The 16,109-nt window shown below is 72.2% G+C and carries 14 protein-coding genes; 9 read left to right on the forward strand and 5 right to left on the reverse strand.

Annotated features, from left to right (window positions below):
• Window positions 1–20: 20 nt before the first annotated feature.
• Both WME82_RS37245 and WME82_RS37250 read right to left on the reverse strand, forming a co-directional pair.
• Window positions 21–338, reverse strand: a complete 318-nt coding sequence (locus WME82_RS37245) for a hypothetical protein (protein WP_438039200.1) — start codon at window positions 336–338, stop codon at window positions 21–23.
• Window positions 339–370: 32 nt separating this feature from the next.
• Window positions 371–1,126, reverse strand: a complete 756-nt coding sequence (locus WME82_RS37250; RefSeq protein WP_272104357.1) for a PP2C family protein-serine/threonine phosphatase — start codon at window positions 1,124–1,126, stop codon at window positions 371–373.
• A 133-nt stretch (window positions 1,127–1,259) separates the two neighbouring features.
• On the opposite strand from WME82_RS37250, the gene WME82_RS37255 reads away from it, so the two are divergent.
• On the forward strand, window positions 1,260–2,441 hold the full coding sequence (locus tag WME82_RS37255; protein ID WP_438039201.1) for an FIST signal transduction protein: 1,182 nt from the start codon (window positions 1,260–1,262) through the stop codon (window positions 2,439–2,441).
• 80 nt (window positions 2,442–2,521) lie between these two features.
• Here the strand turns inward: WME82_RS37255 and WME82_RS37260 are convergent, their stop codons facing one another.
• A complete protein-coding gene (locus WME82_RS37260; protein WP_438039202.1) occupies window positions 2,522–4,921 on the reverse strand; it encodes a protein kinase domain-containing protein in 2,400 nt (799 codons plus the stop codon).
• 115 nt (window positions 4,922–5,036) lie between these two features.
• Here WME82_RS37260 and WME82_RS37265 point away from each other — a divergent pair, with 115 nt between their 5' ends.
• The 7 genes from WME82_RS37265 to WME82_RS37295 all read left to right on the forward strand — a co-directional run bounded on the left by WME82_RS37265 (window position 5,037) and on the right by WME82_RS37295 (window position 13,423).
• Window positions 5,037–6,080, forward strand: coding sequence for an ABC transporter ATP-binding protein (locus tag WME82_RS37265; RefSeq protein ID WP_438039203.1), 1,044 nt, complete (start codon window positions 5,037–5,039; stop codon window positions 6,078–6,080).
• Window positions 6,077–6,883, forward strand: coding sequence for an ABC transporter permease (locus WME82_RS37270; protein ID WP_438039204.1), 807 nt, complete (start codon window positions 6,077–6,079; stop codon window positions 6,881–6,883). Before WME82_RS37265 ends, WME82_RS37270 begins: the two co-directional genes overlap by 4 nt.
• Window positions 6,884–6,888: 5 nt before the next feature.
• A complete protein-coding gene (locus tag WME82_RS37275; RefSeq protein WP_437748080.1) occupies window positions 6,889–7,674 on the forward strand; it encodes an ABC transporter permease in 786 nt (261 codons plus the stop codon).
• 114 nt (window positions 7,675–7,788) lie between these two features.
• A complete protein-coding gene (locus WME82_RS37280) occupies window positions 7,789–9,696 on the forward strand; it encodes a PAS domain-containing protein (RefSeq protein WP_438039205.1) in 1,908 nt (635 codons plus the stop codon).
• 68 nt (window positions 9,697–9,764) lie between these two features.
• Window positions 9,765–10,898: a prohibitin family protein gene (locus WME82_RS37285; RefSeq protein ID WP_438039206.1), complete on the forward strand. Its 1,134-nt coding sequence runs from the start codon at window positions 9,765–9,767 to the stop codon at window positions 10,896–10,898.
• Window positions 10,899–10,968: 70 nt separating this feature from the next.
• Complete coding sequence (locus tag WME82_RS37290; RefSeq protein ID WP_438039207.1) at window positions 10,969–12,714, forward strand: delta-60 repeat domain-containing protein; 1,746 nt, start codon at window positions 10,969–10,971, stop codon at window positions 12,712–12,714.
• Between the two features lie 118 nt (window positions 12,715–12,832).
• A complete protein-coding gene (locus WME82_RS37295; RefSeq protein ID WP_438039208.1) occupies window positions 12,833–13,423 on the forward strand; it encodes a Uma2 family endonuclease in 591 nt (196 codons plus the stop codon).
• Window positions 13,424–13,462: 39 nt separating this feature from the next.
• Here WME82_RS37295 and WME82_RS37300 read toward each other — a convergent pair whose 3' ends face one another.
• A complete protein-coding gene (locus WME82_RS37300; protein WP_438039209.1) occupies window positions 13,463–14,323 on the reverse strand; it encodes an EI24 domain-containing protein in 861 nt (286 codons plus the stop codon).
• A 110-nt stretch (window positions 14,324–14,433) separates the two neighbouring features.
• On the reverse strand, window positions 14,434–15,399 hold the full coding sequence (locus tag WME82_RS37305; protein WP_438039210.1) for a hydrogen peroxide-inducible genes activator: 966 nt from the start codon (window positions 15,397–15,399) through the stop codon (window positions 14,434–14,436).
• Window positions 15,400–15,532: 133 nt separating this feature from the next.
• Here WME82_RS37305 and ahpC point away from each other — a divergent pair, with 133 nt between their 5' ends.
• Entirely contained in the window at window positions 15,533–16,096 is a 564-nt protein-coding gene (ahpC, locus tag WME82_RS37310; RefSeq protein WP_438039211.1) for an alkyl hydroperoxide reductase subunit C, read from the forward strand.
• Window positions 16,097–16,109: the final 13 nt, after the last annotated feature.

Here is a 16,109-nt window from a genome sequence, read left to right on the forward strand (position 1 = left end):
CTCGCCCTCGCCCCCCAAGCTCAGCCTTCGCGCCTGATCTTCGCGAGCTCGCGCTCCCCGTCCCGCCGGAGCTTCGCGATCTCGCGCTCCAGCGTCGCGACCTCGCGCTCCAGGGAGGCCACCGTCCGCTTGAGGTCGCGGACCTCCTCGACGGTCGAGAGGCCCATCGCCTTGGCGAACGTCTCCTTCTGCTCCGCGGTGAACGAGGAGACCCGGCCGGGCACGCTCATCGCCGTCATGAACAGCCGCATGAACCGCTCGTCCTGCATCAGCTTCGCCACGTTCGGGTTCGCGGCGAGCCTCATGCCCTCGGTGACCAGTCTGTCCTTCAGCGCCATGCGGGCAGCCTAGCCATTTTCGCGCGGGCGCGTCAGCCCACCTCGACCAGCACCGCCGTGATGTTGTCCCGCCCCCCGCGCCGATTCGCGAGGTCGATGAAGAGGTCGACCGCCACGTCGCCGCCCTTCGAGGCGATGCTCGCGACCTCCTCCTCGGCGTGGAGATACCCGTGCAGCCCGTCGGAGCAGAGCAGGTATCGATCGCCCTCCTCGACGGCGACGATCGAGGTGTCGACCTCGACGTAGTCCCGGTTGCCGACCGCGCGCGTGATCACGTTGCGGTGGGGCGAGCTCTTGGCCTCGTCCACGGAGATGAGGCCGTTCTTGATCTGCCACGCGATCAGCGTGTGATCCTCGGTCATCTGCACCGCGGTCCCGTTGCGGACCTGGTAGATGCGGCTGTCGCCCACCTGGCCGGTCACGAGCGCGCCGCCGACGATGAGCGCCGCGCTGATCGTCGTGCCCATGCCGCTCTTGTCGCGATCGAGCTCGGCGATCGCGAAGACCATGTACGTCGCCGCCTGGATCGCGCCCTCGAGGATGCGCAGCACGGCGCGCGCCTTGGGCTGCGTCAGCGGCTCGTTCGGATCGCCGATGGCGGGCAGGCCCCGCTTCACCATGCCGTAGATCGTCTCGACCGCCTCGGCGCTCGCGACCTCGCCGGCCGCGTGCCCGCCCATGCCGTCCGCGACGATGTAGAGCCGGAGCTCGTCGTCCCGGAAGAACGCATCCTCATTGGCGCGCCGGTGGCGCCCGACATCGGTGCGGCCAAATGATTGGATCCTCATCGAGCTTGCCCGGTCCTTCGCTCGCCGTCCCGTGAGGAAATCCCCGAGGCGCCGGCGCGACTGTCGCACGATAAACTTCTTACGCGGGGCCTGTCGAGTGGTCGGAGGCTCGATTAAGATGGGCGAGCCAGCCATGGCACGAAGCTTCTCCGCGACCTGTGGGCCGGATGGCCTTCTCCAGCACCTGGCGGACCTGCGCAGCGCGGTCCCGTCGCCGTCGGGCGGGGTCGTCTTCGTCTCCGGACAGCTCGCCCAGCGCGCCTCGGGCGTCGCCGAGCTCGTCCGTGGCGCCTGGCGCGGCGTCCCCGCCTGCGTCGTGCCGGCCGCGGGCGTGCTCAGCGAGCGCGGCGAGATCGAGGGGGACACCGGCGCGAGCGGCGTGCTGTGGTCCGGCGGGCAGGTCACCCCCTTCGCGCTGCCCGAGCGCGCCGAGGAGCCGAGCCGCCTCCTGCGCGAGACGCTCGCCCGCACCGTCGGCCAGCGCTCCGCGACGGCCATCCTCTTCGCCCGGCCCGGGGCGTTCGCGCCCGAGCGGCTCGAGGCGCTCGCCCTGTCCGCGCCGAACGCGTGCCTCTTCGGCGCCGGGACGGCCTCCGGCTCCGCCATCGGCGTGACGTCGCAGGGCGAGCTCATCGAGGGCCCGGCGACGGGCCTCGCCATCACCGGGTTCGCCCCGCCGCTCGTCGACGCCTCGCCCGCCGCCAGGCTGCTCTCCGGCTTCCACCGCATCGACGAGGCGAGCGGCGGCGTCGTGCTCCGCGCCGGCGGGCGGCCGGCGCTCGACCTGCTCTCCACCGCGACCGCCACGCTCGGCGAGCCGCCCAGCGCGCAGCAGCTCGTCCTCGCCGCGCTGGCCGACCCGCCGCTCGATCCACCGGCCGCGCCGGGCGCCGACCGCGGCGACGCCGAGGCGGAGGCGCCCGACTCCGTGCGTTACGTGCTGCGGCCGGTCCGCGGCATCGATCCGTCGCGGCGGGGGCTCCTGCTCGGCGACGAAGCGAGGCCCGGCGCGCGCCTCGCCTTCGCGGTGCGCGACGCCGCCGCCGGCCGCTCCGGGCTCGAGGGGATCGCCCGGCAGGTGTCCCGGAGCGCGCTCGGGTCGGCCCCCCGCTTCGCGCTCTACCTGACCTGCGCCGGGCGCGGCCAGGGCCTGTACGGGACGCCCGACGTCGAGGCGCGCATCCTGCGCCAGCGCTTCGCCGACCTCCCGATCGCCGGCATGCACTCGAGCTTCGAGATCGCCCCCTGGGCCCGGGGCCAGGCCAGGCTCGCCCTCTATACCGGCGTGCTCGCGCTTTTTCGCGCGCCGAGCTGAGCGCTTTTCCGCGCGCCGAGCTGCACGCTTTTCCGCGCCGAGCTGCAGGCTTTTCCGCGTGTCGGGCCGAGCGCCGCGTCTCAGCGCTCGCGGTAGACCGCGACCACCGCGGAGGCCCGCCGCTGCACCGCCGCGTGGACGGCCGCATACCGCGGCTCGTCGCGCAGGGGCGCGAGGACCGGACAGCGCTCGAGCCAGATCAGGTCGAACAGGCCGTCGGCCAGCGAGAGCTCGAGCGCGGCCAGCGCGAGCTCTCGCTGGCCGAGGAAGGCCGCGAACTCCGCCTGGAGCTGCCGGATGAACGACGTGCGCCGCAGCGCCGTGACGGCCGGGCGCTCCCCCTCGACCTGCACGGGCCGGACGTCCGAGAGCCGCCCCTCGATGAGGTCCTCGATCACCTGCGCGAACGGCGTGGGGAGGTCCGGGAAGGCCTCGCTCACGCGCCTCTGAGAGAGCTTCTCGACCACCTCCGGGTCGCGCTGCCAGAGCGCGCGGCGCATCCGCAGGACGGTGTAGCCCGATCCGCTGCCCACCGTCGGATGCGCCCGGATCACGTCGTCGGCGTCCGACCACCTGTCCAGCAGCGTGTACGCGCGCGCCAGCGCCTGCGCCGCCAGCACCACCTCGGGATCGCGCGCCAGCGCGGACCGGGCGCGCCGCGCGCCCTCCTCGAAGGCGCCGCACTCGAGCAGGATGTGGCCGATGAGGCCCTCCGCCTCGGCGTTGCCCGAGCGGCACGCGAGCGCCGCCTTGAGCTCCCGCATCGCGCCGACCACGTCGAGGCGCTGGAACCGCACCGACGCCATCGCGAGCCGCGCGTCCGGCAGCCCGGGCGCCGCGGCGACGGCGCGCGACGCCGCCTCCGTGGCGAGCTCCCCGCCGCGGTCCGTGAAGAACCAGAAGCGGGAGCGCGCGAGCGCGTAGGCCGACAGGATCATCGGATCCTCGGGCGCGCGCGAGAGCGCCTGCTCGAACAGCGCGATCGCCCGCTCCTGGTGCTCCGGCCAGAACCTGCGGTACTCGTGGCGCCCGCGCAGGAACAGGTCGAGCGCGACGGGATCGCTCGGCGCCGTGCGGTTCGGCGCGGCCCCGTCGAGCGTCAGCGCCTCCGCGACCGCCTCGGCCACCTCGTCGTTGATCCGCAGCACCTCCGCCTCGGGGCGATCGAAGCGCTTCGCCCACAGCTGGAACCCGTCGGCGACGCTGATGAGCCGCGCGTTGATCCGCACCGTCCCGTCGCGCCGCCGCACCGAGCCCCCGACGACCACCTGCACCCCGAGCTCACGCCCGACCTCGCGCGGATCGAGCTCGGAGGACGAGCGCCGCCCGAGCGCCCCGCGCGGCCTCACCCGGAGGCCCCGCGTCATGGAGAGCGTGTCGACGAGATCGTCCGTCAGCTCCTCGGCCAGGTACGCGTCCGACGCAGGTCCCTGGTTCGCGAACGGCAGGACCACGACGCTCTTGCCGCCGTGCTCGGCCACCCCGGAGCTCGCCCCCGGGGTCACCCCGGAGACCGCCGTCCGCTCCTGCGGCGGCGTGAACGCCGGCGGCGTCACCGTGGCCGGGCGCGTGAGCGAGGCGAGGTCGTGCACGACGCTCTCGACGGACGGATACCGGCCGCCGCGCTCGCGCGCCATGCAGCGGAGCACCACGCGCGCGAGCGCGTCGGGCAGGTCGGGGCGCCGGAGCCGCGGATCCGGCGGGTCGGCGAAGAGCCGCGCCGCGGCGACGGCGAGCGGCGCGTCGCCCTGCCACGCGCGCTCGCCCGTGAGCATCTCGAAGAGCATCGCCCCGAGGGCGTAGATGTCGGCGCGCGCGTCGACGTCGTCGGCGCCCTGCACCTGCTCGGGCGCCATGTACGCCGGCGTCCCCATGACGGCGCCCAGCGTCTTGCCCGCCTCGCCGCTCGCGACCGCGCGCGCGATCCCGAAGTCGGTCAGGACGACGCGCCCGTCGCGCCCGAGCAGCACGTTGTCCGGCTTGAGATCACGGTGGATGACGCCGGCCCGGTGCGCGGCGTGGAGGCCCGCGCAGACGCCCTCCACGACGTCCAGCGCGCGGGTCATGCCGAGCCGCCGCTCGCGCGCGAGCAGCGCGGCGAGCGGCTCGCCGTCGACGAACTCCATCGTCAGGAACCGGTCGCCCTCGTGCTCGCCGATGTCGAAGACCCGCGCCACGTTCGGGTGCGTCACCTTGCGCGAGAGCCGCACCTCGCGCCGGAACCGCTCGGTCACCTCCGGCGCGACGCTGAGCTCCCGGCGCAGCACCTTGACCGCGACGAGCTCCTCGAGCTCCAGGTCGCGGGCGCGGTAGACGCTGCCCATCCCGCCGATGCCGACCAGCCCGAGGAGCTCGTACCGGCCTGCGAGGACCTGCCGCGGGCCGGTCGCGACGGCGTCCGCGGAGTCGGCCGCTTGCCGCGCGCCGCTCGCTGCGAGCGGAAGGTCGTGGATCGTGTCGTCCTTGAAGCTCTGCGGCATAGGGGAATTCCGGCGGCCGTTGCCCCCCGCGTCACGAGATTAGCCCACGGGATCGGCCGGTCGAGCGCCGACCGTCGCGGGAGCTCCAGCACGGAGGTGCTAGTCTCCGCCGCCCATGGCAGAGGCGTCGAGCTCCATCGTGGTGGAGTCGCTCTCCAAGACGTACCAGGTCCACGAGCGCGCCGCCGGCTTCTCGGCCTCCGTGCGCTCGCTCTTCCGGCGCCGCACGAAGGTCGTCCACGCCGTCGAGGACCTATCGTTCTCGATCGCGCCCGGCGAGCGCGTCGGCTTCCTCGGCCCGAACGGCGCCGGGAAGACGACGACGCTCAAGGTGCTCTCCGGGCTCCTCCACCCGTCGGGCGGCAAGGTCGAGGTCGCCGGCTTCGTCCCGCGGCACCGTGAGCCCGATTTCCTCAAGCGGATCACCCTCGTGATGGGGCAAAAGCAGCAGCTGCTCTGGGACCTCCCGCCCGCCGAGACCTTCGCGGTGAACCGAGCGATCTATGGGATCGGCGACGCGGATTTCAAGGAGACCCTCGGTGAGCTGGAAGACCTCCTCGGCATCGCCGAGATCGCGACGAAGCCGACGCGGCAGCTCTCGCTCGGCGAGCGCATGAAGTGCGAGCTGGCCGCGGCCCTGCTGCACCGGCCGGAGATCCTGTTCCTCGACGAGCCGACGATCGGGCTCGACGTGGCGATGCAGCTCGGGGTCCGCGAGTTCATCCGCCGCTACAACGAGCGGCGGCGGGCGACGATCGTGCTCACGTCCCACTACATGGACGACGTGGCGGCGCTCTGTCCGCGGGTCATCGTCATCGACAAGGGCAGGCTGCGCTACGACGGCGACCTCGCGGCGCTCGTCCGCAGCATGCGGCCCCACAAGCGGATCGCGCTGCACTTCAAGAGCCCGGTCGACCAGGCGCTCCTCGAGCGGGTGGGCGCCGTCCTCTCGCTCGATCCTGGCTGCGCGGTGCTGCAGGTGCCGCAGGCGGAGCTGCGCGAGGCCATGTCCTGGCTGCTCGGCCACACCGACATCTCGGATCTCACGGTCGAGGATCCTCCCCTGGAGGAGGTGATGCGCGAGCTCTTTTCGGGCGTGGAGCCCTCGGCGGAGCCGGAAAGCGAGCCGTCGGGCTCGACGGGCGAGGCCGCGTCATGAGCGGGCTCGCTCGGGCCGCCCGGGCGTTCCCGACGCTGCTCCGCGTCGGGATCGCGGCCGCGCTCGCGTACCGGGCCGAGATGCTGATCTGGATGCTCACGACGACGATGCCGCTCGTGAGCCTCGCGCTCTGGTCGGCGGTGGCCGCGAGCGCGCCGGTCGGCCGCTTCGGGGCGCGCGATTTCTCCGCGTACTTCCTGGCCATCCTCATCGTCCGGCAGCTGACCGGCTCGTGGCTCGTCTGGGAGATGAACATGGACATCAAGAGCGGCGCCCTCTCGCAGCGCCTGCTCCGGCCCATCCACCCGCTCTTCTCGTACGCCGCCGAGAACCTCGCCGCGCTGCCGCTCCGGGCGGCGCTCTGCCTGCCCATCGCGGTCATCGCGCTCGTCGCGACGTCGGGCGAGCGGTTCCAGCCGACGGCGCTCGAGATCGGGCTCTGGGTCCTCTCCCTCGCCGGCGCCTGGGCGATCAACTTCTTCACGATGGCGCTGATCGGCTCGCTCGCGTTCGTGATCGACAGCTCGACCGCTGTGTTCGACGTCTACCTCGCGGCCTTCATGGTCTTCGCCGGCTACCTCGTCCCGATCGAGCTGTTCCCCTCGTGGCTCGCCGAGCTCGCGCGGGTCCTGCCGTTCCGTTACAGCCTCGCGTTCCCTGTCGAGCTCATCACCGGCCTGCTCGACCCGGGCCGCGCGCTCACCGAGCTCGCGGTGCAGTGGGCCTTCGCCGCCGCGTCCGCCGCCGCCGCGCTCGTCGCGTGGCGCGCGGGGATCCGGCGGTTCTCGGCGTTCGGCGGGTGAGCGGCGTGCGTTACCTCCGGTTGCTCGCGACGCAGCTGCGCGTGTCGATCGCGCTCGGGATGCAGTACCGGTGGGATTTCCTGCTCGGCGCGGTGATGACCGTCGTGTGGACGGTGGTCGGGCTGGTCCCGCTCCACATCGCGCTCGCGGCCCGGCCGCCGGTGCAGGGCTGGACGTACGAGCGGGCGCTCGTCGTCGTCGGGTGGTTCACGCTGCTCAAGGGCATCCTCGAGGGGGCCGTGAACCCGTCGCTCATCAGCGTGGTCGACCAGATCCGGAAGGGCACGCTCGACTTCACGCTGCTCAAGCCGGCCGACGCGCAGTTCCTCGTCTCCACGGCCCGCTTCGAGATCCGCAAGGTCGTGGACGCCGCGGCCGCGGTGGCGATCTTCGCCTACGCGTTCGCCCAGATGGGGCGCGCCCCCGCGCCCGCCCACGTCGCGCTCGCGCTCTGCCTGCTCGTGACGGCGACGCTGGTGCTCTACTCCATGTGCATCCTGGTCATCTCCGCCGCGTTCTGGGTCGTGCGCCTCGACAACCTGGCCTACCTCTTCAACTCCATCTTCGATTTCGCGCGCTGGCCGGTCACGATCTTCAGCGGCTTCTGGCGCGTCGTCTTCACCGTGATCGTCCCGCTCGGGCTGATGACCACGTACCCGGCGGAGGCGATGCTCGGCACCATCGCACCGCGCACGGCCGCCGCCGCGGCGCTCGGCGCGCTCATCTTCGGCGCCGTCGCGCGCGGCGTGTGGAAGCGGGCGATAGGCCGGTACACGTCGGCGTCGAGCTGAGCCTCGCGAGGGCTTCCGGCGAGCGGCGCGGTGCGCTAACGTCACACGATTGCCCTCCGGGCGCGAGGAGGGCTAACGGACAGCAGGGGAGAGCGGGATCGGGAAGGAGACGCGGTGAAGGACGGAGGGCTGACGCTCGAGGAGTTGGGTCGGAGCATCGTCGATCTCGCGATGACCGAGGACGTGATACGCCGCCAGGTGATCGCCCTCCTCCCGGTCGGGCGCCGCGAGGAGCGGGAGCTCGAGGTCCTCGGCAGGCCATCGCGGCTCACGATGGACTTCGAGGTCGGCGAACCGGCGGCGACGCGGAGCATGAGCGGCGCGTTCGATGTCGCGATCCCGCACGCGGTGACGGTGCGGGTCGACGCGGAGGGAGAGGCGAAGGAGCACCGGCTCGACACGGCCCTCGCGCTGCGCATCACGCCGAGGCCCTGCGCGCCGCTCGGGATCTTCCTGGACATCGCGGAGCTGTCGGCGGAGTCGGTGAGGTTCACCGAATCGCGGGCCTCCGCGAAGGACTACCTGCGCGGCCGGATCGAGGAGGAGGTGCGGAGGGAGCTGCTCCGCCTCGTGCGCGCGCGGGTCGCGGAGAGCCGCGCGGAGCGCACGCTCGACCTGGAAGAGCCGCTCCTCCGCGCGCTCGGGGACGCCTCCTGGGCGGGGCAGGAGGAGGTGGAGGAGCCGGACGGGCGGGACGCGCCGCCGCCGAGCCGGGTGCGCGGGGCCGGCGGCCCGGCGAGCGGGGCCGGGCTGCTGGACGCGCCGCTCAGCGACCTGGACGCGCAGCTGCGGTTCTTCGGGAACGCCATGCCCCTCCAGGTGTGGACCGCGCGCCCGGACGGCCAGCTGAACTTCGTGAACCGGGCGGTCCTCGACTATTTCGACCGCACGGAGGAGCAGATGATCGGCGAGGGCTGGCTCGCGGTGCTGCACCCGGACGACGTCCCGAAGACGGTGGCGGCGTGGACCCGGAGCCTCACGACCGGCGAGCCGTACCACACGGAGTTCCGCCTGCGGCGGGCGAGCGATCAGACGTACCGGGAGCACGTGGTCAGCGCGCTGCCGCAGCGCGACGCCGCGGGGAACATCTTCCGGTGGATCGGCGGCACCACCGACGTGGCCGAGCTGCGCCGCGCCGAGGCCGCCCTCCGGAGGAGCGAGGCGCGCTACCGGCTCTTCGCGGAGGCGTCGAACGAGGGCGTCTGGTTCTGGAACATCCGCGAGGACACGGTGGAGTGGAGCGATCGCATGCTCCAGATGATCGGCGTCCGCCGCGAGGCGTGGGGCGGGACGTTCGCGAGCTTCTTCGAGCGCGTGCACCCCGACGACCAGAGGGCGGTGCAGGCCGCGCTGCGGGCTCACCTCGAGGAGCGGCGGCCCTTCGAGGTGGAGTACCGGCTGCGGCGCGAGGACGGCGAGTACCGCGACGTGTTCGCCCGCGGCATGGCCGAGTGGGACGACAAGGGCGTGCCGTTCCAGATGGCGGGCGGCGGGACGGACATCACCGAGAAGAAGCGCCAGCAGGCCGTGCTGAACGAGCGGCTCGCGATCATCGAGCAGCAGCAGGAGGCGATCCGGGCGCTGTCGACGCCGATCATCGAGGTCTGGAGGGGGGTGCTGACGATGCCGGTGCTCGGCGTCCTCGACGAGGAGCGCGCCCAGCAGATGATGGAGGTGCTGCTCGAGGCCGTGGCGCGGACCCGCTGCCGTCACGCGATCATCGATCTGACCGGGGTGAGCGCCGTGGACGCGGCCACGGCCGATCACGTGCTGAGGCTCATCGACGCCGTGGCGCTGCTCGGGGCGCAGGGCATCGTCGTCGGCATCCGGCCCGAGGTGGCGCAGACGGTGGTGTCGCTGGGGCTCGATCTGTCGAACATCAAGACGCTCTCGAACCTCCGGGAGGCGCTCCTCTTCGCGATGCAGTCGAGCGGGGTGTCGGTCAAGCGGCGGCGCAAGCGCAGGGCGAGGCGCGAGCGCGCGGACGACGCGGAGGGGACGCGCGATTCGCGCGACGGGTGAGCGGCGCCGCCGGCGCGAGCGCCCTCGACCTCCTCGTAAGGCGCAGGGGTTGAGGTAGAACCTCGCCCATGGCGAAGATCCCCTCCATCAAGTTCGGGCGCTCGAGCGGCGGCGGCGTCGCCGGCGCGGTCCGCGGCGTCGCGCTCGGCCTCGTGCTCCTCGTGGCGATGCTGTTCGTCGCGTGCACCACGGTGACGCGGATCGACGCCGCGCACGTGGGCATCCGGGTCAAGCTCGCCGGCTCGAACCGCGGCGTGAGCGACATCCCGGTCGTGACCGGCTGGGTGTTCTACAACCCGCTCACGGAGCAGATCGTGCAGTTTCCGACGAGCGTGCAGAACGTGGTCTGGACGGCGTCGGCGCACGAGGGCCGAACGGTCGACGAGTCGATCACGTTCTCGTCCTCCGAGGGCGTCAACGTCGGCGCGGACATCGGGATGTCGTTCCACATCGACCCGGAGAAAGCGCCCCACCTGTACCTGCGCTTCCGGGAGAACGACCTGATGAGGCTCGCCGATCGCTACGTGCGCAACGCGGTGCGCGAGGCGTTCAACTCGGTCGCGTCGAAGATGCCCGTCCAGGAGATCTACGGGTCGGGCAAGACGAGGCTCATCCACGACGTGACGAAGGAGCTCGAGCTGGTGCTCGAGAAGGACGGCATCCGGATCGATCAGCTCACGATCAACGGCGCGCTGAGGCTTCCCGAGAACGTGGCCGCGGCGATTAACCAGGCGATGGAGGCGACGCAGAAGGCGATCCAGGCCGAGAACCGGGTGCGTCAGGTGAGGGCGGAGGCCGACCAGGCGATCGCGACGGCGCGCGGCGCGGCCGAGTCGGCGCGGGAGCGGGCCCGCGGCGAGGCGGACGCGCTGCTCATCCGCGCGCGCTCCGAGGCCAAGGCGAACACGATCATCCGGCTGTCGACGACGCCGGCGGTGCTGCAGTACCGCGCGCTCGAGCGATGGAACGGGCGCCTGCCGGCGATGAACCAGGGCCCGCTGCCGATGCTGACGTTCGACATGAAGAGCGCGCTCGACAAGGACGCCGAGCAGAAGCTGGCGGAGCTGCTCGAGGAGACGGCGCCGGGGGGTGAGGCGGCGCCGGCTGGCGGGGCGGCGACGGGCGCGGGCGGCGACGGAGGCGACAAGGGCGCGAAGCCTGCGGGGAAGCCGGCGGCGCAGGCGCCGGCCGCCGCGCCCTGAGCAGCTCCGGGCGGCGGGAGAGCTCGTGGTCTGGATTGACGTCGCGAGGGGGGGTGCGACGATGGCGGCAATGCGCCCTCGCCGGCGGCTCGCCGCCCTGCTCCCGCTTCTGTGTATGCCCTCGCTCCCGCTCGCTCTCGCGGGCTGCCAGCAGATCCTGGGCATTCATGACGTGAGCGACGATCCAGACACGGGCAGGCCCGACGGCCAGACGTCTCAAGGGAGCGGGGGCGCGACCTCCGGGGCTGGCGGCGGCGGCGGCGAGGCCGGCGGCGAGGTCGGCGGCGGCGGTCACGGCCCTGACGTCATGGATCTCGCGCTCGTCGTCCTGACGCCCAACGTCACGGTGCCTCTCGGGGGGAAGAACCTTGTCGAGATCGAGATACGCCGCACTGGCGGCTTCGATGGCGAGGTGACGGTGGCGGCGGTGAGCCCTCCTGCGGGCCTCGTCGTCGATCGCATCACGATCGCCGCCAAGGAGACGAAGGCCGAGATCGTGGTAGGCGCCGAGGCGCCGCTCGCCCTGGGCAACACGATCTCCTTCACCCTGGCGGCGACCTCCGGCGCCCTGGAAAGCACCGCCGCCGTGACGAACGCGCTCGTGACCGGCCGCCCGGGCTCACTGGACGCCACGTTCGGCGTGGCGACGGGCATCGCGCCGGTGCGCTTCGGGAACGACGACGGCGGCTATTTCACCGATATCGAGGTGGTCGGCGAGCGGATCGTCGCGACCGGCTGGGGCATCGGCGGCGTCGGCGGCTCCTCGATGAAGATCGCGCGCCTGACCAGCGCCGGCGCGCTGGATCCCGACTTCGCCGGCGGCGCCTTGCTGTCGACGAGGATCGGGAGCAGCTCGGGCTCCGAGGCCGAGTCGTTCGCGGTGGGGCACCAGGTCGACGGCAAGATCATCGCGATGGGCTGGCACGAGATCCCGGAGCCGCGTGACATCGCCCTCTGGCGCGTCGGGGCGAACGGCGCGACCACCGACCCGGAGTTCGGCAACAACGGCAAGGCGCTGCTCGACACGGGCGGCGAAGAGACGGTCGTGGATGGGCTCGTCCTGGCCAACGACAAGATCCTCGTCGCCGGCGCTCGCGACGCGCGCATGATGGTGGCGCGCGTGTCCTCGAATGGGAGGCTCGACACCGCCTTCGCCGCGCCGAACGGCTTCTGGGCGCTCGACCGCGCCTCCACCGCGAGGGCCGTGGTCGTCGACCGCGAGGGCCGGATCCTGGTCGTGGGCGAGGTGGACACGGGGGGCCAGTCCGACGGCATCCTCGCCCGCTTCCTGGCCAACGGGCAGCCCGACACCACCTTCGGGACCGGCGGCCAGCAGGTCTTCGGCACGTCCGCGAGCAGCGAGCGCACGGCGGCGGTCGCTGTCCTCGACGACGGCCGCATCCTCGTGGGCGGCAGCGTCGGCAAGGAAGGGAGCGCCGACTTCGAGGTCCGCCGCTTCCTCGAAGACGGCGCCGCCGACCCGAGCTTCGGCGCGTCGGGCGTCGTCGCGCTCCCGATCACCGACGGCGACGACGTGGCGCAGCACGCCATCGTGCTCCCCGACGGCCGGATCCTGGTCGTGGGCAATGCGACCGGCGGCGCCACACCCGGGCCGGTACTCGCGCGCTACCTGCGCGACGGCAGGCTCGATCCCAACTTCGGAGTCGGCGGCGTGCTCTCCCTGTATGTCGGCGACTCGGGCGGCATCCAGCGGGCCGCGGTCTACCCGGGCCAGAAGGTCGTGATCTGCGGCGAGAACCAGGGGGGCGTGCCAGGTCCAGGGACGTACGGGATCGTGGCGCGCCTCTGGATGTAGCGCTCATCGGCGCCGAGTCAGGGTCCAAGCAGCGGTCGCCCTTCGCCACATCCACAGGTCTCAAGACAAGGCTCCTCGCTGCCTTGCCTCGCCGCCCACCCCCGTGCAGGCTTCGCCCATGGGCCAGCCCGCCGAGAAGCAGCGCCGAGCGACGTACGCCGAGCTCGAAGCCGTCCCGGCGAACAAGGTGGCGGAGCTCATCGGCGGCGTGCTCCACGTCCTGCCCCGGCCGGCGCCGCGCCACGCCAACGCGAGCTCGGTGCTGGGGATCAAGATCGGCGGCCCCTTCGGCCTCGGCGATGGTGGGCCGGGCGGCTGGTGGATCCTGGACGAGCCGGAGCTACGCTTCCCCGACCCGACCGCGCCGGGCGAGATCGACGCGCTCGTGCCCGACCTCGCCGGCTGGCGGCGCGAGCGGATGCCGGAGCTGCCGGAGACGGCCTACTTCGCGCTCGCTCCGGACTGGATCTGCGAGGTGCTGAGCCCGTCGACGGCATCTGTCGACCGTGACGAGAAGATGCCGATCTACGCGCGCGAGGGCGTGCGTTACGCATGGCTGGTCGATCCGATCGCACGGACGTTGGAGGTCTTCTCGCTGGTCTCGGGCCGGGGCTTTGGGCCCGCCGCCGTCCACCGCGACGCTGCGCGCGTGCGAGTCGAGCCCTTCGAGGCCGTCGAGCTCGATCTTTCGGTGCTCTGGGCGACGTAGCAGACCGCCGTGCCGTTCGGTTCCCCGGGCAGCCCGAGCTCAGCGCGGCGCTCGCTCCGTGGCCTCCCACCGCTCCAGCGCGACGACGAGCCGAGCCGCCCCGAGGACGCCGGCCGGGAGCACGATGAGCAGCGCGCAAGGCAAGAACGAGAGCAGCGCGAGGCCGAAGCCGAAGCCCATCACCGCGGCGAGGTTCCGGCGCACGAAAGCGATCCGCTCTGCCACGGGCACGCCGCGGATCGACAGCGGGCAGTCGCAGAGGTCCCACGCCCCCGCGAGCGCCGTCACCGCGAGCTGGAGCGGGACGACGACGACGCTCGCCGGCGCGAAGAGGAGACCCACGACGCCGAGGACGATGAGGATCGGGAGCGTGAAGGCGAGCGCCACGAGCGACGACTGCAGCGCGCGCCACATGTCCGCGAAGAAGCCGACCTCCGGCCACGGGGGCGCCCCGAGATCGGCCTCGGCCCTGCGCACCATCCGCTCCAGCGCGGTCCCCGAGAGCGGCTTCGCGAGCCCGAACGAGATGACGAGGGCGGCCACGAGCACCACCGCGAGCGAGAGGATCCGCAGCGCGGCCATGAGCACGGTCCAGGGCCACCCCGCCCCCGGCTCCCTCACGATCAGCTCGACGAGCGAAGGCGCGAGCTTCACGCCGACGATGGAGAGCACGACCATGAGCACCAGCGCGATGCCCGTGGGGACGAGCGCGAGCGGCCAGAGGTCCGGCGTGCGAAAGAGGTACCCGTAGCCGCCCAGCATGGCCTTGAGGCCCGCGCCGAAGCCGGGGCGCTCGAGCGGCACGAGCCCCGCTGTCGGGCGCTGCGCGGGCGCCGTGAGAGAGCCGCGGGGAACATCGGGGGTGATCATCCGGCCACGAACGTCCCAGCGGTCGTGCATCCGGTCAACACCTTCCGCGCGCTGGCATCCACCTCTGGACGAGCTTCCGCCTGCCGTGCAGTGAAGGCTGCCTCATCGTCGATGCGTGGATGACCTCCGAGCCTGCCTCGTCAGCCCTCGGGGAGCAGCGGATCGAGCACGCTCCCGCCCGGGGGCGAGGGCCCGAGCGCGCGGCCGAGGTGCTCGCGGATCGCGGCCGCGAGCGCCTCGGTGACGCGCCTGCGCAGCTGAGTCCGCGACGTGACGAGCCCGATCTCCCGGAGCGGGATCGGCCGGGCGAGGGGCCGCACGCGGGCGCGGCGCTTCTCGGCGGGCAGCCCTTGCGCCACGAGCGCGGGTAGCACCGTCGCTCCGAGCCCGGTGTCGACGAGGCCGATCAACGTCTCGAAGCTGCCGCTCTCGAGCTGAACGCCGCGCGGGGGCCTCGCCTGGCCGCTCCTGCAATACGAGAGCACCTGGCTCCGGAAGCAGTGCCCCTCCGGGAGCACCCACAGCTCGCGATCGCTGAGGTTCGCCTGCGTGACCGACTTGCGGTCGAGCAGCGGGTCGCCCTCGGGGAGATAGGCGACCATCGCCTCGTGTCCGAGGGGCGTCTCGCTCAGCCCCGGAGCGTGGAGCGGCGTCGCAGCGAGCCCCGCGTCGAGGGTGTCGGCGGCGAGCCGCTCGATGATCTCCTCGGTCTTCAGCTCCTCGATGAACAGCTCGACGCGCGGGTGTGCCTTCACGAAGGGATCGAGGAACAGGGGCAGCACGGTGGGAGCGAGGGTCGGGATGATCCCCAGCCGGTAGCGCCCCGCCGGAGCGTCGTCGCCGGCGACGATCTGACCGAGCCGCTCCGTCTCCCGGAGGATCTCGCGCATCTGAGCGATGACGCGCGCCCCCTCCTCGGTCACCAGAACGGGCTTCTTGCTGCGGTCGAACAGCACGGTACCCAGGAGCTCCTCGAGCTTCTGGATCTGCATGCTGAGCCCGGACTGCGAGACGTGGCAGCGCTCGGCCGCGGTGCGGAAGCTGCGGGTCTGCTCCACCGCCACGGCGTAGCGGAGCTGCGTGAGCGTCACCTGCTCGAGGTCCATGTCCGGAGGAGTATCATAAAAAGTGAACGATTCATAAAATCGTTCGATTTGCACCGCCGGCGCAGAACGACCACGTTGCCTCTCGACGGCGCGGAGGCACGAGACGCCCCCGCCCCGAAACGAGGAAGAGAGAATGTCGCTCATCAACACCCGCATCAAACCGTTCAAGGCCACCGCGTTCCACCAGGGGAAGTTCGTGGACGTCTCGCACGAGTCGGTCCTCGGCAAGTGGTCGCTCTTCGTGTTCTACCCCGCGGACTTCACCTTCGTGTGCCCGACCGAGCTCGAGGACCTCGCGGACCTCCACGGCGAGTTCAAGAAGCTGGGCGTCGAGATCTACGGCGTCTCCACCGACACGCACTTCGCGCACAAGGCGTGGCACGACACGTCCGCGGCGATCAAGAAGGTCAACTACCCGCTCGTCGGCGATCCGACCGCCACCCTCTCGCGCAACTTCGGCGTGCTCATCGAGGAGGAGGGCCTCGCGCTCCGCGGCTCGTTCCTCGTGAACCCCGACGGCGTCATCAAGGTCTACGAGGTCCACGACCTCGGCATCGGCCGCAGCGCGGCGGAGATGCTCCGCAAGGTCAAGGCGGCCCAGTACGTCGCCACGCACCCGGGCGAGGTCTGCCCGGCGAAGTGGGACGAGGGCGCGAAGACCCTCAAGCCGTCGCTCGATCTCGTCGGCAAGATCTGAGGCGTTCGGGCGT

Origin of the sequence: Sorangium sp. So ce128, from assembly GCF_051525245.1 — a bacterium.
In the GTDB taxonomy this organism is placed as follows: domain Bacteria; phylum Myxococcota_A; class Polyangia; order Polyangiales; family Polyangiaceae; genus Sorangium; species Sorangium cellulosum_B.